Source organism: Nostoc sp. UIC 10630 (assembly GCF_010747425.1).
Lineage (GTDB): Bacteria > Cyanobacteriota > Cyanobacteriia > Cyanobacteriales > Nostocaceae > Nostoc.
This window is the reverse complement of the sequence record NZ_JAAGOG010000088.1, coordinates 1-23102: the sequence shown is the minus strand read 5'-3', so window position 1 is coordinate 23102 and position 23102 is coordinate 1. Positions and strand designations below refer to the sequence as shown.

The 23102-nt window shown below is 41.9% G+C and carries 13 protein-coding genes; 9 read left to right on the top strand and 4 right to left on the bottom strand.

Translation table 11 applies throughout. The features are described 5' to 3' along the window. Window positions 1–89 precede the first annotated feature (89 nt). The 3 genes from G1O98_RS20070 (at window position 90) to G1O98_RS20060 (ending at window position 2425) form a co-directional block, all read left to right on the top strand. Window positions 90–368, top strand: a complete 279-nt coding sequence (locus tag G1O98_RS20070) for a GlsB/YeaQ/YmgE family stress response membrane protein (protein WP_114083921.1) — start codon at window positions 90–92, stop codon at window positions 366–368. 165 nt (window positions 369–533) lie between these two features. Further along, complete coding sequence (locus G1O98_RS20065; RefSeq protein ID WP_163930946.1) at window positions 534–1226, top strand: manganese catalase family protein; 693 nt, start codon at window positions 534–536, stop codon at window positions 1224–1226. 458 nt (window positions 1227–1684) lie between these two features. Beyond that, window positions 1685–2425, top strand: a complete 741-nt coding sequence (locus G1O98_RS20060) for a DUF3891 family protein (RefSeq protein ID WP_163930944.1) — start codon at window positions 1685–1687, stop codon at window positions 2423–2425. Between the two features lie 135 nt (window positions 2426–2560). Here the strand turns inward: G1O98_RS20060 and psaK are convergent, their stop codons facing one another. Continuing rightward, the gene (psaK, locus tag G1O98_RS20055; protein WP_012410900.1) at window positions 2561–2821 is read right to left on the bottom strand and encodes a photosystem I reaction center subunit PsaK; all 261 of its coding nucleotides are present in this window, start codon (window positions 2819–2821) and stop codon (window positions 2561–2563) included. An 801-nt stretch (window positions 2822–3622) separates the two neighbouring features. On the opposite strand from psaK, the gene G1O98_RS20050 reads away from it, so the two are divergent. Continuing rightward, on the top strand, window positions 3623–4891 hold the full coding sequence (locus G1O98_RS20050) for a glycosyltransferase family 1 protein (RefSeq protein WP_163930942.1): 1269 nt from the start codon (window positions 3623–3625) through the stop codon (window positions 4889–4891). Between the two features lie 189 nt (window positions 4892–5080). After that, window positions 5081–6808, top strand: coding sequence for an NFACT family protein (locus G1O98_RS20045; RefSeq protein ID WP_163930940.1), 1728 nt, complete (start codon window positions 5081–5083; stop codon window positions 6806–6808). 541 nt (window positions 6809–7349) lie between these two features. Here G1O98_RS20045 and G1O98_RS20040 read toward each other — a convergent pair. Further along, window positions 7350–7760 carry a hypothetical protein gene (locus tag G1O98_RS20040; protein WP_163930937.1) on the bottom strand — a complete coding sequence of 137 codons (411 nt, stop codon included), beginning with the start codon at window positions 7758–7760 and terminating at the stop codon, window positions 7350–7352. Window positions 7761–7886: 126 nt separating this feature from the next. Between G1O98_RS20040 and G1O98_RS20035 the strand changes: the two genes are divergently transcribed. Next, the gene (locus G1O98_RS20035; protein ID WP_163930935.1) at window positions 7887–8474 is read left to right on the top strand and encodes a thylakoid membrane photosystem I accumulation factor; all 588 of its coding nucleotides are present in this window, start codon (window positions 7887–7889) and stop codon (window positions 8472–8474) included. 143 nt (window positions 8475–8617) lie between these two features. Then, window positions 8618–9226 (top strand): hypothetical protein, encoded by a 609-nt coding sequence (locus tag G1O98_RS20030; RefSeq protein ID WP_163930933.1) that lies wholly within the window; start codon window positions 8618–8620, stop codon window positions 9224–9226. A gap of 138 nt (window positions 9227–9364) precedes the next feature. On the opposite strand, the gene G1O98_RS20025 is transcribed toward G1O98_RS20030, so the two are convergent. Further along, window positions 9365–13624: a PAS domain S-box protein gene (locus G1O98_RS20025; RefSeq protein ID WP_163930931.1), complete on the bottom strand. Its 4260-nt coding sequence runs from the start codon at window positions 13622–13624 to the stop codon at window positions 9365–9367. Between the two features lie 304 nt (window positions 13625–13928). After that, window positions 13929–16070 (bottom strand): EAL domain-containing protein, encoded by a 2142-nt coding sequence (locus G1O98_RS20020; protein ID WP_163930928.1) that lies wholly within the window; start codon window positions 16068–16070, stop codon window positions 13929–13931. A gap of 286 nt (window positions 16071–16356) precedes the next feature. On the opposite strand from G1O98_RS20020, the gene G1O98_RS20015 reads away from it, so the two are divergent. Together G1O98_RS20015 and G1O98_RS20010 are read left to right on the top strand one after the other, a co-directional pair. Continuing rightward, window positions 16357–22512 carry an AAA family ATPase gene (locus tag G1O98_RS20015; RefSeq protein ID WP_163930926.1) on the top strand — a complete coding sequence of 2052 codons (6156 nt, stop codon included), beginning with the start codon at window positions 16357–16359 and terminating at the stop codon, window positions 22510–22512. Next, window positions 22509–22988, top strand: coding sequence for a response regulator (locus G1O98_RS20010; protein WP_163930923.1), 480 nt, complete (start codon window positions 22509–22511; stop codon window positions 22986–22988). Before G1O98_RS20015 ends, G1O98_RS20010 begins: the two co-directional genes overlap by 4 nt. The last annotated feature ends 114 nt before the right edge of the window (window positions 22989–23102 follow it).

The following is a 23102-nucleotide window of genomic DNA, read 5'->3' as shown; positions in this document are numbered from 1 at the left end:
CTTTTGGATTTAGCATTTATCCCATCTGGTAGAAAGAATTCTGAATCAGAGTTGATAACTTAGATACAAGTGAGATTGTTGAGGCAGTTATGAGTATTATTGCTTGGGTAGTTTTAGGACTTTTGGCAGGTGCGATTGCTAAAGCTATTTATCCTGGCTATCAAGGTGGTGGAATTCTCTCCACAATGATTTTAGGTATCATTGGTGCTTTCGTCGGTGGAAGTCTGTTTACTCTATTGCGAACAGGAACTCTGCAAATTACTGCGGCTGGCGCTGGTTTAACTCTTCCTGGTATTTTGGTGGCTGTGCTTGGCGCAATTGTTGCTATTTATCTATGGGGATTAATCAGAAGAAGCAGCAATGCCTAATCGCTGATTGGCAGTTATCAACACTGACATGACCAGTGTATTTTATTGGTCTTATAGTTTCCCAGGTTGAGAAGCCATCAAACATCAAATTAGCTCTCTGTGGAACAATCCTAAAAGACCATTCAATCCCTTCTGTAACATCATAATTTTTGGAAGTGTAAATCTATGTTTTTTCACAAAAAAGAGCCTATTCATGCAGTTAACGTTAGTGAACCAAACCCTCGTTTTGCTCAATTACTTTTAGAACAGTTTGGCGGAGCTACCGGAGAACTTAGCGCAGCTTTACAATATTGGGTGCAATCATTCCATGTTGAAAATGCTGGAATTAAAGATATGCTCCAAGACATTGCAATCGAGGAATTCAGCCATTTAGAAATGGTTGGTAAACTCATTGAAGCTCATACCAAAAATGTGGATCAAACAGAGGCTTATAAGAGTACTCTCTTTGCAGTTCGCGGGATTGGGCCTCATTTTCTGGATAGTCAGGGTAATGCTTGGACTGCAAGTTACTTGAATGAAGGTGGAGATGTAGTCCGTGATTTAAGGGCTAACGTTGCAGCAGAAGCCGGCGCTCGTCAGACTTATGAAGAGTTAATCAAGTTGGCAACTGACAAAGGAACCCAAGAAACTTTAGTCCATCTGTTAACACGAGAAATTTCTCATACCCAGATGTTTATGAAAGCTTTAGATTCGCTGGGTAAGTTAACAGATCCATTCTTTGGTAATATTAAGCCAGATGAAACTGTTGCTCTTTACTACAACTTATCTACAAACGGTAATGGTAAAGATGAGCGTGGCCCTTGGAATTCTGAGCCAACATTCAAATACATTGCTAATCCCCTAGAAAGCCACTCTTAGAAGTTTGTTGAAAAGGATTTGGCTGTGGTTTTGGGTACTTATTGATCCCCCCTAACGCTTCCCTTTTTTAATCTACAGGGTACAACACACAATCTCTCTAGAAAACCAAAATGTAGTAGATCCTCCTAAATCCTCCTTTTTAAGGAGGACTTTGAGAGGGTTTTGCCCATTAAAAAGGGAGATTTTTAGGGATTTAAGAGTTCTGATGCGGATGTGTCCGCATCTAACCAAAAATCTTCACTGTTCCCTGTTTCCTCGACCGAAGGTTGGTGAATAACTATACTGCCAACTTCTTAGAGAAGTTGGCAGTATAGTTATATATCTCTGCGTTACAGAGGATGGACTATATTGCACTCAAATTAAAATGGGTTAGGACTATCGCCTCTTCAATATCTAGCCCGACGTTTCTGAATTCACATTCAACTCAAAATCAAAACTAAGAATCAGGAGATTAATTTGTGATTGTCAACGCTACGCCAAATGGTTGGGAAGTCATTTACCATCGTGCCCATGCCTTATTAGCAGCTCAACTGGCGGGGCAATGGCGACGTAAAGATGCGCCAGTAAGATTATATGAAACCATCGCTGCAATTTCTCATCACGATGATTTAGAGAAAGAGTGGGAAGAAGATATTCTGACTGAAGCCGGTGCGCCAAAGGACTTCATGCTGTCCTCAAATGCCGATGTAGATGCTGAGGTACAGAAATTGGCTGATTTGGCAAAAAATGCCCTTTACCGTGGACGATGGGTAGCTTTATTAATTTCCATGCACATCAGCCGTCTAAATGAGGGAAGACGGGGTAAGCGTTCCAAACTAGACAAACTTTTGGATGAGCAACTTCAAAACCAGCAACGTTGGCGGAAGGAACTGGGGATAAAAAAGGAGGAAGTTGATGCAGCTTATGCGTTTATGCAGTGGTGCGATCGCCTTTCTCTCATCTTATGTCAGCAAGAACTACCTGATGATGAGCGGTTTTTAGAAATTAGCAAGGGCCCTGAAGGTGAGCGCTATGACATCATGCAGCGCAGTGATAACTTGGTTGTTGTCAAACCCTGGCCCTTCCAAGAGGATAAATTCACGGTTAACGTCGAAGCCTGCGACCTCTCCCAGGTGAAATTTGAGAGCAGTGCCCAACTAACTCAAGCGCTACAAGAGGCCCCCATCAAGGTACTTGAGTGGACATTCGTTAAGAGTTAGTACAGATTAGAATTTAAGAGCAATCCAGCGAATATTAGACAATTTATCTATAAAAAAGAGCCAGAGAATTAACACTCTCTGGCTCAATGCTGGAGACAAAAGAATCATCAAATAAAGGCTAACTTGGGCAAGAACCTAAATTCTTCCCAGGTTATGCAGCCCTAAAACAGCGCCCACTCCTAAGATATGACCAAAGGCAGTGGTTGCTAAAAGGGCTGGTAAACCAAAACCACCAAAAAGATTAGATGAGGGTAGTGCTGGTTCTGCATTGGGATATTTGATGGTCGATTTCCCAAAAGCAATGGCAATGATATTAGCAATAATGATAATCAGTCCAACTGTCGGACTCCATTGCAGGGGTGTAGTTGCAGCAGCGAGTAAGGTTGAAGTAAACACCTGATTTGCTCCTGAAATTTATTAATGATTGAAAATATAATCTGAGACTTTTCGAAGCAAATTCAATAAAGTACCCGATTTTGCATCAATATTTAACAGTTATTATAACTACTTAATACAACTTGAGTTCAACGTGGTGAGTTAACTGTGCTAGCTGCTTTTAACTTCAATGTCAGAAGTAAGCGTTTTACTAGTTTCAAATTACACCTGTGCATCAGATGTCAAGGAGGATTAATAAAGGTTTATCTATAGTCAGCAAATGTTAATCCCACTTTTAAGATTGTAAAAATAACATATAGTATTGTCAGTTAGCTACTTAGCTACACCCATAAATACTTGTCAATTTTACACCCCAAAATTAAGACTGTACTTGACTTCGGGGTCAATTTTTCAGTCGGGTAGTTGCTTACATTTACCAAAAAAATCAAAAATCTTATTCCCTTGTGGGTGGGATTTTTTGCATGGTGAATATAACTTCTAACTCCTAATTTTTGCTGTCAATTTGTCAAATTCACGTTAAGTGTTTATTTAATTAATTTAGATAAGCATAAAAAAAGGTGAAAAACTATAATTTTTATCTATCAAAAGTATGAAATATGAGGTATAAATTTTCCTCTATCTAAAGAAATTAAATATAAATACTTAACCTAAAATTATACTTCTGACAGAAGATGTAAAAAAATATTAGGTGTATTAAATTAAAATAAATATTAATCAAAGTTTCTCAACAATTCAAGTAAGTGTGTTACACACGTACTTGAAACAGGCTAGAGCTTTGTTAAAATCAGCAACACACAAACTATGAACTCTACCACCGAAAAACGTATCGCCTTGATTTCCGTCCACGGAGACCCGGCGATTGAAATAGGGAAAGAAGAAGCTGGGGGACAAAATGTTTATGTGCGCCAAGTGGGTGAAGCACTAGCGCAGCTGGGATGGCAAGTTGATATGTTTACCCGCAAAGTAAGTCTGGAGCAAGACTTGATTGTTGAACATGGGGACAATTGTCGAACTATTCGTTTAAAAGCTGGGCCCCTTGAGTTTGTGCCGCGAGATGAAATTTTTGAATATTTGCCAGAATTTGTGGATAATTTCCTCAAATTTCAGATAAAAAATGAGATTAAATACGAGTTAGTTCATACTAACTATTGGCTCTCTAGTTGGGTGGGGATGGAGTTAAAGAAAATCCAAGGGAGTAAACAGGTTCACACCTACCACTCATTAGGAGCAGTCAAGTACAACACGATAGAAAATATTCCTCTGATTGCCAGTCAGCGATTAGCAGTAGAAAAACAGGTATTGGAAACAGCAGAGCGAATTGTGGCGACAAGTCCGCAAGAACAGCAACACATGCGATCGCTAGTTTCCACTGAAGGTAATATCGATATCATTCCCTGCGGTACAGATATTCAGCGCTTTGGTTCCATTGGACGAGAAGCAGCTAGGGCTGAACTGGAAATTGCCAAAGATGCCAAAGTTGTATTATATGTAGGGCGTTTTGACCAACGCAAAGGTATAGAAACCCTAGTGCGTGCAGTTAACGAGTCTCAACTACGCGACTCGAAGAATCTCAAGCTAATTATTGGTGGTGGTAGTACTCCAGGTAACAGCGACGGCATTGAGCGCGATCGCATTGAGCAAATCGTCCACGAATTAGGAATCACTGACTTAACCATCTTTGCTGGTCGTCTCAGTCAAGATATTTTACCAACTTATTATGCAGCTGCCGATGTCTGCGTTGTTCCTAGCCACTACGAACCCTTTGGACTCGTAGCGATCGAAGCGATGGCAAGCGGTACGCCGGTTGTAGCTAGTGATGTCGGTGGACTTCAGTTTACTGTAGTTAATGAACAAACTGGTTTATTAGCACCACCACAAGATGTAGGTGCTTTTGCGTCTGCTATTGACCGAATTCTCTTTAATCCAGAGTGGCGAGACGAATTGGGTAAAGCTGGCAGAAAGCGTACTGAAAGCAAATTCAGTTGGCATGGTGTCGCAACTCAGTTGAGTGAACTTTACACTCAATTGTTAGAACCATCAGCAAAAGAACCTGCATTGGTTGCTAAATAGTGTTTCAAGCAACTTAATCCACTTCAGATAATAATCAATCTTACATAACGATAAATTCTGTAGAGAGACGCAAAATTTTGCGTCTCTATATTTGTTAGGGAAGCAATTGGGGGATATCTACCCTACATTAATATCAATATTAGAGATGATGGAAGTATACTGAGCATCGACCTTTGAACGCGAACGGCTATGCAACCAGTTGACTTCACCACCCTTACAGCTACTTGTAGCGAAATACGCGCTAACTGGCTGCCCTCGCGGACAGAACAGGTTTATCAGCGCGATCGCTATACTATTGCCATAGCATTACGCACCCTGAAACAGCGTGATTGGTTACAGATTTCTTGGCATCCCCAAGCTGCACATATTTGTATTGGCGAGCCACCACCGCGATCGCCAGATACCTTTACTTTTAGCCAACAATTAATACACCAATTGGGTGGTTTAGCATTGGTGGGTATTGAAGCGATCGCCCCTTGGGAACGTGTTATCGATTTGCAATTTGCCCGTCGTCCCGGAGAAAGCGCCCTGTATCATGTCTATGCAGAAATTATGGGCAAATATAGTAACGTTATTCTCACCGACGCTAGCAATATAATTATCACCGCAGCTCATCAAGTCAGTCAGCAACAATCTAGTGTCCGTCCCATCCAAACCGGACAACCTTATGAAACACCACCAAAACTGACTGGAACTGTCCCCAGTTTGAGCGAATCCCAAGAACGTTGGCAAGAACGGGTAAGTTTAGTACCAGGAGCAATTAAGCGGCAATTACTGAAAAGTTATAGTGGCTTGAGTGCAGCATTGCTGGAGTTAATGCTGTTAGAAGCAAATATCACACCAGAAACATCTACTGATACTCTCAACCCCGACGACTGGCGAAGGTTGTTTGAGCGTTGGCAAGAATGGCTGCAAGCTTTGGATTCTAAGAAATTTCAACCCGCTTGGACAAAAGATGGTTACACCGTAATGGGTTGGGGTGTGGTGGAAAAAGTCAAAGATATCCAGGAGTTGCTCAACCATTACTACAGTAACCAAATTGACCAACAGTTATTTTCTCAATTGCGCCATCAGTTGAGTCAGAAATTAAATAATATTCTGGTGAAATTACGCAACAAGGCTCAAACCTTTAAAACGCGCTTGCAGCAATCAGATCAAGCCGACGAGTATCGGCAAAAAGCTGATTTATTGATGGCTCACCTGCAAAACTGGGAACCAGGGATGAAACAAATTATCCTTGCTGATTTTGATACAAACTTGCCAGTAGCGATCGCTCTCCAGCCAGATAAAAATGCTGTCCAAAATGCCCAAAGTCTTTACAAACAGCACCAAAAACTGAAACGCGCTCGTGCTGCCGTGGAACCGTTACTGTTGGAAGTGCAGACAGAAATTGAGTATTTAGAACAAGTAGAAGCTGCGATCGCTCAAATAGACACTTACAAAACATCAGAAGATTTACGAGCTTTAGAAGAAATCCGTGAAGAGTTGATTGGGCAAAAGTATCTAGAAGATCCAGAATATCGCAGTCGCAGTGCAAATGAACCTCCTAGCACCAACTTTCATCGTTACCTTACCCCCAGTGGCTTTGAAGTCTTAATCGGCCGCAATAATCGCCAAAATGACCAATTAACCTTTCGTGTAGCTGGGGATTATGACTTATGGTTCCACGCTCAAGAAATTCCAGGGAGTCATCTGCTACTACGTCTAGAACCCGGTGCTGTGGCAGAAGAAGCTGATTTGCAATTTGTCGCTAATCTTGCTGCATACTACAGTCGTGCGCGTCAGAGTGAGCAAGTGCCAGTAGTTTACACTCAGCCAAAACACGTTTACAAACCCAAAGGAGCAAAACCGGGAATTGCGATTTACAAGCAGGAAAGCATCCTTTGGGGAAAACCACAAATAGTCATTAGTCACTAGTCACTTGTACTGAGTTTCGACTGCGCTCAACTACCGTGTAGTCGTAAAGCCTGCGGCATAGCTACGCTTAGGGCGCAGCCTCTCCAAGAGTTGTATTGGTTATTGGTAAATTCTTTTCTGCTTCCTCTACCTCTGGTTTTGTCAGTCTATACCCTGCGTTCTACTGAATTCTTCTAATAGATAGAGGCTTTTAAGCTTTGCTAATATCTTTTTTTGATGAATATTCCTGAAAAATCTGTGTTGACTGTTACAATATTGTTAAGAAAAGTTGCCCGTTGCATTTTGGGAACGCGCAATTGGGTTTTAACTCTCTTGAGAAGACAACGCAAAAAAATATTTTATAGACCAGCTGTGGGAGGCTGGTCTTTTTGTATTTAACACAGCACTTTGAGTATTTTTTGAGCATTTATAGCTCAATACGCTTGGGTTAGCGCCAAAACCCTTAAACTGCTTAGGTTGGCTTGAGGAACGTAGCTTGCTTCCCGTTCGCGTAGCGTCTCCAAAGAGGGTTAAAGGTAAAGGAGTTGGGCTTAATTTTTGCTTACTTGTGCTTAAAACTAGTGATTATTTTCATAAGAGCATTGACTAGCTGCACTTGCAGCCAGTCATAAATGAAAGAAACACTTATTGTTACCCTTATGCCTACCCTCTGCCTCGTGTTTGTTGAGAAGTATATTTTTTCTGTGGGAGAGTTAAAATCTTGTTCATCCACATCAGAACTCCGTTCATCCACCTCAGAACTCCGTTCATCCACCTCAGAACTCCGTTCATCTACCTCGGAACTCCGTTCATCTACCTCGGAACTCCGTTCATCCACCTCAGAACTCCGTTCATCCACCTCGGAACTCCGTTCATCCACCTCGGAACTCCGTTCATCCACCTCAGAACTCCGTTCATCCACCTCAGAACTCCGTTCATCCACCTCGGAACTCCGTTCAACTCCATCATCCACTTACAAGAGATAATCTCAGTAGACGTTATCTTAAAAAATAGTGTGTGGGCGTAATTACATATCCAGCCCAGTTTTCCGAATTCAGCACAAACTCACGACAAGTAGTAGCTTGCAAGGTTCCTTTTGATGAATAGCACAAAATTTCTTTTTTTACATAAACAAATTACTAGCTGGCAAAGGTGGTTGTCCAAATGCCTGTTGTTGCTTGTAAGTCTTTTCATTATAAGTACGCAACCTGCTTATGCTGGTCTCGATAATGATTTATATGATGGCAACATCTTCGTTGTTTATGCTGGCAACGGTTCATTAGTTCCTCCCAGGCAGACACTTGCACAAACTTTAGCGGAACATAAACCGATATTTTTGGCTTTTTATTTGGATGACAGCAGCGATTCTAAAAGATATGCCATTTCTATCTCACGGGTACAGGAATTTTACGGTCGGGTAGCAGAGATTATGCCGATTAATGTAGATACTATCCCGTCTAAAGAAACCTACGACCCTACAGAACCAGGATATTACTATTCTGGGTCTGTTCCTCAAGTCGTAGTGTTTAATAAAGCAGGTGAGGTAGTTTTGGATAAAAAAGGTCAAGTACCTTTTGAAGAAATAGACGATCAATTTCGCAAAATCTTTGATTTATTACCACGTACTGAAACAGCACAGCTAAAGCGACGAGCTTTTAATGAGTTCAGTAGTGAGTTAGCTAGATAAGTTATGGGGTAGACCAAATTGGTCTGCCCTAGTTTTTCGTGCTGTCTGTTACTACATTTCTGCTGATGCCAAAGCATAATATTGAAATATCTGTGTTAACCATTTAGAAAAGTAATCTCTAGTCCCGTATTGAGTGTATTCTGATGTCAAAGGTTTACACCACCCAGGAGCTAATTCAAGTTTTGGCAGCCGAACGCCAAGCTTGCCTGAACGGAAAACGCCTAAAGTTAGAGATAACGGTCTCTGGCAATCCTGTAATTGACCAGTTTATCAGGACTGATGGGCTGCAACAATTCACAGCTTATCAAGATTTCAAAGCTGCAATTCACGACTATCAAAAAGAAAATCAAGTTTCAGGTATTATCTGGCGGCAGGTGACAGTTAAAGGTAAAAACTTAAACTATCCTGAAGTAAATACTGATTTAATAGCTCTTGCTAGTGACTTAGAGATATTAAAAGCTGCTAAAAATTCCATTGTAGAATTTTGGTATGAAGTCTCTATGGGGATGGATTTATATTTGAGTTTCAATAATAGTAAACAATACCAACAAATTCTTACATCTGATGTAGAAAGAATTGTTCAGAGAACAGAATGGGCAAGTTTATGTAAGTGGGAAAATTCAAGTTTTTTGGAAATGATTTTGCAGCTAGGATGGGGTAAACCAGAAGAAGCTTACTATAAACGAGGAAGACCGGGATCGGGTAGTGAATATATCCATGCAGTCAATCCTGGTAATCGCCCCATTGGTTGAGGGAAGGGGCATGAGGCAGGAGGCAGGATAGCGCAGCGGTAGCGAGTCCGCGAGCGTCGGCAGGAGGCAGGGGGCAGGGGAGAAAGATACTGGAATTTGCTCCTTTTCCTATTATTTGAACAATCCCTACTATCGGCTTCAGGGTTGATTCTGCCCGATGAGATTAACGATCGCTGCCGCTAATTCAGCTGGATCTACGGGTTTAGGTAGGTGTTTTTGGAATCCTGCTGCCATTGCTTGGTTGTAGTTGATTTCTCCAGCATAAGCTGTCAGTGCGATCGCAGGAATTTGCCCGCCTTGCTCTGGCGGTAATTTTCTCACCTCACGCAGCAGCATATAGCCATCCATTAAGGGCATTCCAATATCGCTTAACAGAATATCTGGGTTTGATTGCATTAATATTTCTAGTGCTTCGGCTGCTGATTCAACTGCTGTTACAGTCGCGCCATATTGTTCTAGTGCAAAGCTAAAAAACTCTCGCACATCAGCTTGATCGTCTACAAGCAGGATTTGTACCCCAGCCAGTAATGTGTTGTCACTACTTAGTTCTGCTTCAGAAACCTCATCGCTGCTGACTCGCAATTCAGAATTTTTCAGCAAAGGTAGTCTGACTGTAAAAGTAGCACCTTGCCCTTCTCCTAGACTCTCTGCCTGAACTGTACCACCGTGAAGTTCTACTAAATGACGCACAATCGCTAGCCCTAATCCCAGCCCGCCAAATACTCTGGTTGTCTTAGCATCTGCTTGCCGGAAGTAATCAAAGACGTAGGGCAAAAATTCCGGGATGATTCCTTTACCTGTATCAATCACCTGGATTTGAGCATCTAAGCCAACTTGCTCTAGACGGACTTCGACTCGTCCTTCTGTGGGTGTGAATTTAACGGCATTGGAGAGGAGATTCCACATTACTTGTTGTAAGCGATCGCTGTCGCCGAGGACTTTGCCGATATCATTACTTAAAACCGTTTGAATTTGAATCGACTTGGCTTCTGCTGCTAAACGCACCGTTTCTAATGCACCTGCGATCGCTATTTTCAAATCCACTGCATAGAGATTTAACCTGACTTTACCTTGTAAAATCCGCGAAACATCAAGTAAATCTCCAATTAATTGAGTTTGTAACTTGGCATTCCGCTCGATTGTTTCCAATGCCCGAATTTTAGTAGCTTCATCGAAGTTGCGGGTTCTGAGTAACTTTGCCCACCCTAAAATCGGATTCAAGGGAGTTCGGAGTTCATGAGAAAGGACAGCGAGGAATTCATCTTTAATGCGATTGGCTGTCTCAGCTTGGGCCCTGGCCGTCTTTTCGGCTTCGTAAAGTTGAGCGCGAGCGATCGCTTGGGCACACTGCTGCCCCAGCGTCAACATAAATCCCCGGTCTTTTTCGTGAAATATTTGTCCAGTGGTAAAGCTTAATCCCAGTGCCCCAATTACTTTGCCTTCTGCTATCAATGGAATGGAAGCCCAAGAATTATTCCCTATAACAGTCACAACATTTGCTAAGTCTGGATATCTCGCAATCATGGCTGCTAAATTTTCTAAAAAAATCGGTTGCCCAGTTCTGACTGTTTCTGCTATTTGGTTAGATGATGTGATGGGAAAAGTTGCCCAAGTATTGATGAGTGTTTGCGGATAGCCAATTGCTTGCACAACTTTTAGGGTAGTATCTCCCTCAGTAAGTAAGACAACGGAACCACCAGTAGCTTCCAAGGCAGCAATCCCTTGGTTCACCACGACATCGGCTACCTGTTGGGGAGTTAAGGCTTCCGAGAGGGCAGCGGTTATTCTTTGTAAAAGTATAGTGCGATTGATAGACCTTTCAGCGCCCTGTTTTGCCTGTTGAGTTTCTTGGTATAGTCTGGCGTTGTCGATAGCTGTCGCCGCCCGACGAGCAATATCTTCTGCTAAGGCTAAGTCTGTTTGTTTGTAGTACCTACTTGACTCGGCTGTGAAAAAAGAGATTGCTCCAAATAATTGCCCACGGGAACGAACTGGAATCACCATTAGAGAACAAATACCCAGACTTTGCAGTAATTGCAGATGTTCGTCGTCTTCAGCCATCTCTACCAGATGAGAGTCAGATAATTTGGGATAAAAGACAGATATACCAAGCCGTAGCTGCCGTACAAGCTGTTTGGCTCTAGTTTTGGGTCGATAACGCCGCCGGATTTCGTCTAAAGTATTTAGTTTTGTGGGATCGGCAATTGCGATCGCAATTTGTTTACTTGACCAATCTTCCTGGAAAACATCTACAATACACCAGTCAGCTAAGGTAGGAACTGCGAGATTAGCCACACTTTCTAAGGTGATTTCATAATCTAATGAGGCTGCGAGTAAGGTGCTGGCCTCGACTAAAAACTGTTGTGTTGTTTCAACTCGTTTGCGTTCGCTAATATCCTCAATAATGCCTAACGCATACTTTGGTTGTCCGTTAGTATCACAAACTGCTGATGAAGTTAGGTTTACCCAAACTATAGAACCATCTTTGCGGATGTAGCGCTTCTCTAGGGAATAACCACTAATTTCTTTTGCTAAAACTCGCCGAGCATTTTCCAAGTCAACTGCTAAGTCCTCAGGGTGGGTAATTTCCTCAAAAGTTATTTGCATTAACTCTTCAGGGCTGTAGCCAGTAATTTCGCATAGGGCAGGATTAACCTGAATAAATTTTCCATCCAACGCTACCAGGGTAATACCCACAGCTGCCTGGTCGAACATTGCCCGGAATCTTTCTTCGCTTTCTCGCAAAGCTACTTCTGTTTGCTTGGCTGCTGTCACATCTGCCAAAATAATCCCAATTCCTACCGTTTCGCCCATTGCGTTGTTGACTGGGTAATAGTTGCCCAGCCAGTAGCCATAACGTCTGGATTGTTCCCTTGTCTCACCGCTAATTTCTACATTCAGCACTGGTTCTCCAGTATCCAAAACGCGCTGTAACTGCTGCTCCTCCTCAGCCGCCATTGCTGGCAATACTTCCCCAAATTTGCGTCCTAGATGTTCTTCTATAGTCAAACCATTAATGTCAGCGAAAACTTGATTAATTCGGAGATATTTCAGTTCTCGATCCAAAAAGCATACGGCAACAGGAGCGGCTTCTAACAGTGCATCTAGAAGAGATAGAGATTCGGCGTAATGGACTAAAGCGTGTTGGATATCTTGATAAAGTCGGGCATTTTCTACTGCTAAGGCTGCACGGTGAGTAATCTCTGTTGCTAAAGTGAGGTCAGTGCGATCGTAGCGGCGGTTTGATTGCGTGCTGACAAAGCTGATTGTGCCGAGTACTCGCCCTTGTGCAATTAAGGGCACAATCATCACAGACTTCATCCCCAATTCCCGAACAAGTTCTAAATGTTCAAGATTCTGAGTGCTTGCCACTAATAGCGAGTCAGATATTTCTGAGATTAATTCGCTTTGCCCGGTTTGCAGTACTCTAGTAATTGCACTTGCACCCTTGTAATCTGTTGCATACTCCTGAAGTTTACGCGCCAACTCCGCCTTAGATGGGTCTGCATGGGCAATTGGTAGGCGGCGAATAGAACCATCTTCATTTAAAATGTCAACACTACACCAATCAGCTAGCTGGGGAACTGAAATTTTGGCAATTTGTTCTAAGGTTTCTTCATAATCTAGCGAAGTAGATAGGACACTACTAACTTGCGCGATATAGCGGAGTCTTTCTTCAGCCTGCCTGCGTTCTGTAATATTCACAGCCGCACAAGTAATACCATGAATACTATTGTCTGTATCTTTCAGTGGTTCAACCAGCAAATCATAGTAACGATATTCTCCGCAAGTTGTCAGATAAACCTCTTCACGAGTTGAAACACCAGTCTCTATTACCTTCAGCTTAATTGCCTTCAATTGCTCTGCTACTGAAGCTGGAAATAATTCATCATCAGACTTACCTAAAATTTCCTCAGCAGTATCTAGACCTTGAGGATTATGAATCCACTGATATCGCAAATCTCGATCTTGTTGAAAGACCACAATATCTGAATTGCTTAACGCTAATCGAAATCTCTCCTCACTAACTCTTAGCTGTTGGAGATTTCTATCAGCCCGTCTTTTAGCAGTCTTTAATGCCTCACATAAGATACTAAAGAGCAATCCTTGTAATGCAAACAACCCAATTCGCACAGAATTAGATAGGTCAAAACTCAGCTCATAAACTGGTGAGAGAAAGAAGTAATTGCTCAGTAATACAGACAAGGAAGTTGCTAATAGCCCTGATTTCAAACCACCATACCAAGCACTCACCATTACAGCGCCAAAAAACAGCAAGAAAGGAGTTCCACTCATGCTTAACCAAGGGTCTAGCATCAACATTAACACTAGTGCGAGTGTGACAATTAATACAACAATTCCATAGCGCAGTAACTGGGAATAATGAATATGAGGCATGAAAATGTCTAAGAACAACCAATACTTATTGCAGAGGCTCTACATACCCTAAGCTAGTTTTCAAGTTTTAGTAATTTATCTCTAGATAGATTTTTTTCAGTTTTAAAAATCTCTTTTGCTAGAGGCTAATTATTAAGTTATATAGTACGGTCAGCGATAATTTATCATGAATATTCTATATCCATAACATTAATTTGCCGATTGTGAATAGTCAATTATCAGAAATGCAGTAGCCTAATTTGCTTATAAAAATTATGGTATAAAATTTACCAATGGCTAGTTTTCCATTAGTCAGTCGCAATTATCAGAGGATATAATGCAAAATTTTACTTGTCGTCAGAAGTGCTTCTACTGTCTGGTGGCTTAGAGGCTTAGAAAATAGATAGCCTTGACCAAATTCGCATCCCAGTTCCTGTAACCATTGAAGTTGCTGCGGTGTTTCGATACCTTCTGCAACAACGGCTAATCCGAGTTGATTGCTTAAAGCAATAATAGTACTAACTACCTGATAATTACGGTTTCCTTGCTGCATCTGACTTACAAAAGAGCGATCAATCTTTAAATTATCAGCAGGTAAACGATGGAGATAATTGAGCGACGAATAACCAGTACCAAAGTCATCAATGCTAATTTGAATTTTTCTAGACTTTAATTGGCTTAATAAATCAATTGTCTGACTAATATTCTCAATTAGCATACTTTCAGTAATTTCTAGGGTTATACAGTCGCCTTCTAAACCTGTTTGGGCTAGTATTTGATCGATGTATTCAATTAAGTTTCCTTGGCGAATGTCTTGAACAGAAAGGTTAATATTAACCTTGATTGGGAAGTGAGTAGCAAACTTTGCTTTCCAGCTTGCTAGGTGTTGACAAGCTTTGTAGAGCATCCAGCGATCAATTTGCACAATTAGCCCCGTTTCTTCCGCGATAGAGACAAATTCTTTCGGTAAGACTAACCCACGAGTTGGGTGTTGCCAGCGCAGCAATGCTTCAAATCCAATCAGTCGTCCTGCTTTGCTTTGCCCATCCCCAAGTATGTCAACAATTGGCTGGTAATATATAACAAACTCTTCTCGTTCGATAGCTTTGCGAATATCGGTTTCTATAGTTAGTCGATTTACGGCTTGAGTGTGCATTTTGACATCAAAAATTTTGTACGAGTTTCTCCTTTGAGCTTTGGCTTGATACATGGCAATATCGGCATCTCGGAGTAAATCGGAGGCTTGAGAATATTCGTTTGTTCCTAAAACAATCCCGATGCTTGTACTGATAACTACTTCGGCATCATTAAGTATCAATGGTGTTTGAAAATCTATGAGCATACGCTCAGTAATTTGAATAGCTTTTTCAATATCAGAAATATCTTCCAGCAAAATTACGAATTCGTCACCACCAATTCGAGCAACTAAATCAACTTCCCGCAGATGAGTTTTTAGTTTGTGAGCAATATTCTTTAACAGTTGATCTCCAGCAAGGTGTCCGAGGCTGTCATTGATCACTTTAAATCGGTCTAGGTCGAGAAACAAGACAGCATAACGATAGGTTTCTAATCGTTTAGCTCGGTTGATGGCTAGTTCTAGCCGCTCTATCAAAAGTGTGCGATTTGGTAAATCCGTCAATGGATCGTGTAAAGAGTTGTGGATAATTAACTCTTGTGCTTGTTTGCGATCGCGAAGTGCAACTTGCCGTTCGCTCACATCTAATAAAACACCATACCAGACAATATCCCCATTTTCTCGACATTCTGGACGAGCGCTTGCCTGTACCCATTTGAGTTTGCCAGAAGGTGTAACTAATCGCCACTCGTAAGAAAATGGTTTTAAAGTTTGAGCGCTCTCGTTGGCCGCTGCATAACATCCTGGATAATCATCGGGATGAATTTGTGCAAAGCAAAGAGAGGCATTTTCTAAAATTTGACCTGGCGTTAACTCTAAAAGATCCAGACAGCCAAAACTGATGTAATCAAAGGCAATAGAACCATTAGAATACTGAACAAAGCTGTAAATCATTCCGGGTATATTAGACGCTAATGTTTGTAACAGCTTTTGAGCTTGTTTGCGCTCCGCTCTCACCTGTGCATCCCGAAGTTCTCTACGCACTGCCTCTGGCAATCGATTTAAGTTGTCCTTCATGACATAATCATTCGCACCCGCTTTCATCATTTCCACAGCAAGTACTTCGCCAATTGTGCCGGAAACCAAAATAAAAGGAATATCTTTTTGGCTCTGCTTTGCTATTTCCAAAGCCGCAGGAGCATTGAATCCTGGCAGTCGGTAATCTGAAATCATCACATCCCAAGTCTGACTATTGAGTGCTATTTGTAGTTCCTTGTCTGTTTGCACACGCTGCCAGTTTGGATTGAAACCACCGCGACGCAATTCATGAATAACTAACATAGCATCCTCCTCTGAATCTTCAACAATCAGGATGTTCAACAGTTCATTCATACCCCACAATCTCCTTGGGAACTATTCAGTAAACTTGTATAATCAGGTTTGTGAGTCAAGTGATTTTGGATTTTAGATTTTAGATTTATTCTCTGGCTCAAGGCGGTGGCTCTGAATAAAAAATTTTTAGGATTTATGATTTTACCTTTGTTCTCATGTTTAAATTTATTTACTTTAAAAATTTCTTATATTTGGTATTCTAAAATAATTTAATCCAAAATCAGAAATTTAAAATTACCTCATACTAAATTTATCTTTGTATCTAACAATTGTAGGCAGTTTAACCATGCTGGAAATTCCTGAATATAAAATTCATATAAAAATTCATGAAAGTGCTAATTCACGAGTCTATCGGGGAATTAATCAGCAGAATAACTTGCCTGTCATCTTCAAAGTTTTAAAGAAAGACTACCCGACACCAGAAGAAATCACACGCTATAAGCTCGAATACGAAATTACACGTAGCTTGTCATTGGAAGGTGTTATTCAGGCTTATAGTTTGCAGCAATATCAAAGGAGTTTTGTCATTATTCTGGAAGATTTTGGGGGCGAATCTTTAACAAAGATCATAGCAAAAACACAGTTTTCATTAACAGATTTCCTGAAAATAGCCATTCAGATTGTTGAAACCTTGGGTGCAATTCATACAGCAAATATCATTCATAAAGATATCAATCCATCTAATATTATTTTTAATCCAAGAACACAACAACTTAAAATTATTGACTTTGGTATTTCAACTGTATTGTCGCGGGAGATATTAACTCTCAGAAATCTACCGATATTAGAGGGAACATTAGCCTATATATCTCCAGAGCAAACAGGCAGAATGAACCGTTCTTTGGACTATAGAACTGATTTTTACTCTTTAGGTGTTACCTTTTATGAACTGTTGACCCATCGATTGCCGTTTGAATCCAGTGATGCACTGGAGTTAATTCATTATCACCTAGCTTTGGAACCTGTTCCACCCCATTTTATCAATTCAGGAATTCCTGTGATAGTCTCAGGAATTGTACTGAAACTATTAGCAAAAACAGCAGAAAATCGCTATCAAAGCGCCTGGGGAATTAAAAATGATTTAGAAGAGTGCCTGAAACAGCTACAACACACGGGAAGAATTGAGTCTTTTTTGCTAGGAAAAGAGGATATTTCTGATAAGTTTCATATCCCTGAAAAACTCTATGGCAGAGAAAGGGAGGTGGAGATGTTATTAGCTTCCTTTGAAAGAGTAGCAGGGAAAGATAACTCTGATTTACCCGCGTCTGCTTCTCATGTTGAAGTGATGTTGATAGCAGGATACTCTGGTATTGGTAAGTCAGTTTTAGTGCAGGAAATTTATCAGCCGATTACGCAACAACGGGGGTACTTTGTTTCTGGTAAATTCGATCAGTATCAGCGCAATATTCCTTATTTTGCGATCGCTCAAGCCTTAGAGTCACTGATCAAACAATTACTGTCTGAAGATGAAGTGCAGCTGTCTCAATGGCGACAGAACCTTTTAGCTGCCCTCGGCTCAAACAGTCGAGTTATTACCCAGGTGATTCCAGCACTGGAATTGATTGTAGGCAATCAACCAGAAGTACCTGTATTACCACCAACGGAAGCCCAAAATCGCTTTCATCAAGTTTTCCAAAATTTCATTCGCGTTTTTACGCAATCAGAACATCCCCTCGCCATATTTTTAGACGATCTCCAGTGGGTAGATAATGCCTCGCTGAAGCTGATCCAACTACTAGCTACTGCTACCAAGGGGCAATCTTTGTTGTTGATGGGGGCATACCGAGATAACGAGGTTAATGCCGCTCATCCCCTCATTCAGATGGTGGAAGAAATTCAGCAGAGTGGAGGAGTGGTAAACCAACTTTCTCTTTTGCCATTGAGCCTAGATCATATCAATCAGTTTATCGCTGATACATTTCGCTGCCAACCAGAAGATTCCTTGTCTTTAGCTGAACTGGTGCAACGAAAAACTGGTGGTAATCCCTTTTTTATGAACGAATTTTTGAAATCTCTCTACACTGAAGGGCTACTGGAATTTAATCACCAAACCAAAAAATGGCAATGGTCGATCGAGCAAATTCAGCAGCAGGGAATTACAGATAATATTGTCGATTTGATGGCTCTCAAGATTCAAAAGCTCAATAAAAATACGCAGGAAGTGTTGCAGCGAGCTGCCTGCATTGGCAACTCTTTTGAGCTGGAAACTCTGGCACTGACTGCGGAATTATCCCAGCGAGAAACCGCCCAGGCTTTAAGAATGGCGATCGCTCAAGGGTTCATTTTGCCCCTAAGCAATGCCCACAAATCGGTTGAGTTGGATGTACCACTCCCTAGCAATTGTCCTGCCATTGAATATAAATTTGCCCACGATCGCATTCAGCAAGCAGCCTATTCCCTGATTCCCGAAGCCGAGCAAAGCAAGATCCATTGGCAAATCGGACAGTCCTTATTGCAAATAACTCCCAGAGAAAACTTAGAACACCAGATTTTTGATATTACCAACCAACTGAACCTGGGCAAAACACTCCTCAAAACTCAATCCGAGCAGGATAACTTGTCTCGCTTAAACCTGATGGCGGGAGAAAAAGCTAAGGCATCAGGTGCTTATGATGCTGCGTGGCAATATTTGCAAACGGGTTTGGATCTACTGACAACCGATAGCTGGCAAACAAACTATGATTTTACCCTTACCCTGTATAGTGCAACAACAGAAGCAGCCTATCTGAGCGGTAATTTTGAGCAAGTAGAGCCACTGTTCCAACAGGTAATTAACCACGCCAAAACCCTACTAGCCAGCTTAAAAGTCTATGATGTCAAAATTCAGACTTATGTTGCTCAAAGTAAATTACTAGAGGCAATTCAAATTAGTTTACAACTACTTCAGCAATTAGGAGTTCACCTCCCCATCCAGCCAACCTTTGAGGATGTTCAGCAGGCACTCTCGGAAACCGCCTCCAAATTGGCGAATAGACGCATTGAAGATTTAGTTGACTTACCAATGATGTCTGAGCCAGAGGTGCTGGCAGCAATGCAGCTTTTGACAAGTATGTGTGCATCAGCTTATTTGGCTGTCCCTCCCCTATTTTTGCTGGTTGTACTCAAAATGGTAGATTTGCTGATTGAGTACGGAAACATGATGTTAGCTCCCTTTGCTTATGCCGCTTATGGAATTATTCTCTGTGGAGTTGTATTGGACATTGAAGCAGGATATCAATTTGGTCAACTAGCTGTAAGTCTGCTCGATCGCCTAGATGCCAAACCCATTCAAGCCAGAAGTCTATTCGCAGTTAGCAACCAGATTAATGTTTGGAAGACACACCTAAAACACAGCCTGAAGCCACTCCAAGATTGCTATCAGGTTGGTATTGAGCAGGGCGATTTCGAGTTTGCTGGCTACGCTGCGATGTATTTCTGTGGTAATTCATTGGCAATCGGTCAACCCCTGGCTGAACTCCAATTACATCTGACAAGTTATGCCCAAGCAGTGAAACAAATCAAGCACTCGGCGGGGATTCATTTAGTAGAGATTTGCTCGCAAACTGTTTTGAACCTAGTTCACGAGGTTCCGAATCCTGGGATTTTATCTGGTCAAGCTTACAATCAAGCAACCCGACTACCCCAGATGCAACAAACGCATTTTCACGGGGGTTTGTTCTATTTCTACCTAAATAAATTATTTCTCTGTTATTTATTTGACGATATAAATCAGGCAATTGCCAATGCTATCCTCGCTCAAGAGTACTTACCAGCAATGACCGGAGCGGCATTGGTTGCCATCTTTCACTTCTACGATTCTCTATGCAGACTGGCGGTATATTCCAACACAGATACAGCAAAACAATCCGAGTTGCTGGAGCAGGTAGCAGAAAATCAGGCAAAAATGAAAAATTGGGCGCACCATGCCCCGATGAACTATCTACACAAGTGGCATTTGGTAGAAGCAGAACGGCATCGGGTATTGGGTGAAGTAGTAGAAGCAATGGATGCCTACGATCGCGCCATCGCCCTGGCGAGAGAAAACGAATACCTCCAAGAAGAAAGTCTGGCCAACGAACTAGCAGCAAAATTTTATCTGGCAAACAACCGGATAGCGATCGCCAAAGTCTATCTGCAAGAGGCAAGGTACGGCTACAGCCGTTGGGGAGCAATGGCTAAAGTCCAAGATTTGGAAAGACGTTATCCCCAACTGCTAGAGGTGCAAACTGAAAGAACTAACATCGGAAAAGTTGACATTACAGAATCGACTTCTAGAAAGTTAGAAGCACTTGATTTAGAAACAGTATTGAAAGCCTCCCAAGCGATCGCCAGTGAAATTTTGTTAGATAAACTCCTGGCAAAAATAATGACGATCTTAATTGAGAATGCCGGGGCACAAACCGGTTATCTAATTTTACCAACACAAGAAAAATGGCAGATTGAGGCAATGGGATCGATTGGCGATGAGAAAATAGCTGTTTTGCAATCAATTCCTCTGGAATCGGTATCAGCAGACAGTACTCCTTGCTTGCCAACTGCCCTCATCAATTATGTAGTTCGCACCCAAGAAAGCATCGTCCTCAATAATGCGGCTCAAGTCGGTAACTTTCAATCTGAACCCTGGATTGTGCAACGCCAATCAAAATCGATTCTTTGTGCTACTTTATTAAACCAGGGAAAACTGACAGGAATTGTCCTTTTAGAAAACAATCTAACCACTAGCGCATTTACCCCAGAGCGAATTGAAATCTTCAGTTTACTTTCGACTCAAGCAGCTATTTCCATTGACAATGCCCGTTTATTGAAGCAACAGTCAGAACTGAATCAATCCTTACGGGCTGAAATTGCCGAACGCCAAAGAGCAGAAAAAGACCGCGATCGCTTAATTGCCATTCTCGAAGCATCCACCGATCATATTGGCATGGCCACCCCCCAAGGCAATGTTTTCTGGAATAATGCTCAAGCTAGGAAACTAGCAGGGATACCACTGGATGCAGACCTTTGCACATTCAGCAACTACCATCCCCAGTGGGCATTAGAGATTATTCAAAACCAGGGCATTCCTCTGGCGATTCGAGATGGTACCTGGGTGGGTGAAACCGCTTTGTTGGACATTGATGGCAGAGAAATTCCGGTTTCCCAAATGATCATTGCTCATAAAGCAACAGATGGCAGTCTGGAATATTTATCTACCATTATCCGGGATATTAGTGAGGTGAAACGCCGGGAAGAGGATCTGAAAAGATCGGAAACAACGCTGCAAAATTTGGTCATAGGAACAGCTGCGGTTACAGGAGAAGATTTTTTCGCAGCTTTGGTTGGTCATATAGCCAAAGCCTTGCACGTCCGCTATGCCCTCGTTACCGAACTAGTAAATGGCGAACTTAAAGCCCTAGCTTTTTGGGCGCATGGGGCATTACAACCACAAATATCCTACTTACCGGCCCGTACACCATGCGAATTTGCCTTGAGAAACGGCTTATTCTACTGCAAAAAGCTTGTTCAGCAAATTTTCCCGGAAGACTTAGACTTAGTGGTAATGCAGGCAGAGAGTTATCTGGGTATTTCCTTAAAAAATGCCAATGGCGACCCAATTGGTAATCTTTGTATTCTTGACGTACAACCACTGGTAGACACGGAACGAACAGAAGTAATTTTAAAGGTATTTGCCGCACGAGCAGCAGCAGAATTGGAGCGCCAGAGGGCAATCGAAGCCCTGCATCAACTGAACCAGTCATTAGAAACCAGGGTCAAACAACGAACTGCCCAATTGGAAGCTGCTAACAAAGCATTAGAGGCGTTTTCCTACTCTGTTTCTCATGATTTACGGGCACCACTGCGAGCGATCGTTGGTTTTTCGAGAATTATGCAAGAAGACTATGGTGAGCAACTTGATGCGGAAGGCAATCGTTATCTGAAAATTGTCCGAGACAATGCCAAACGCATGGGTGAGTTGATCGACGACCTATTGAACCTATCCCGCCTAGATCGTAAGGAAATGTCCCGGCAGCCTGTTTTTATGAATGAGATTATTCAAGAGGTGCTGAGTGATTTAGCCCCAGATTTTGAAGGTCGTCAAATTGAGTTTGCGATCGCTGATTTACCCATCTGTCAAGCTGATCTTTCTTTGTTTAAACAAGTTTGGCTAAATCTATTGTCAAATGCCATCAAATACACTCGCTACAAATCTTCTGCTTGCATTGAAATAGGCTATGAGATTATGGCTGGTGAAAGAGTGTATTTCATCAGAGATAATGGGGCAGGATTTGATATGCGGTATGCAGATAATTTGTTTGGGGTATTCCAACGGCTGCACCGCGAACAAGAATTTACAGGCACGGGGATCGGACTAGCGATCGTCCAACGCATTATTCAACGCCACGGGGGGCGGATTTGGGCCGAAGCAGCGATCGATCGAGGTGCGACGTTTTATTTCACCCTTCAAGGGGAAATTAACCCATGAATGACCAACCCATAGATCAACCCACCGATCCATATTTTGAGCAAGCACTTTCCATTGTATTAGTTGAAGATAATGCCACCGATGCCGAGTTAACTATCCGAGCATTACGTCGCGGTAAAATTGGCAACAATATTCAACTGCTCGAAGATGGAGCCGAAGCCCTAGATTTTTTCTTTTGTCGGGGAGAGTACGCGCACCGTAGCATGACGAATCAACCCAAAGTCATTTTGCTGGATTTGAAACTGCCAAGGATAAGTGGGTTAGAAGTTTTACGGCAACTCAAATCCGATCCACGCACACAAATGATTCCGGTTGTGGTGCTGACCTCTTCTGCTGAAGACCAGGATATGATCGAGAGTTACCGGCTTGGGGTAAATAGCTACATCGTTAAACCTGTGGATTTTGAACAATTTAACCAAGCAGTCCAACAGCTTGGTTTTTATTGGATCTTGTTTAACCGATTGCCAGTTTTTTAAAAGGATTAGTCATTAGTCATTTGTCCTTAGTCCTTAGTCATTAGTCCTTAGTCATTAGTCATTAGTTATTTCTTATTCTCCCATTCCCAATTCCCAATTCCCCATTCCCCATTC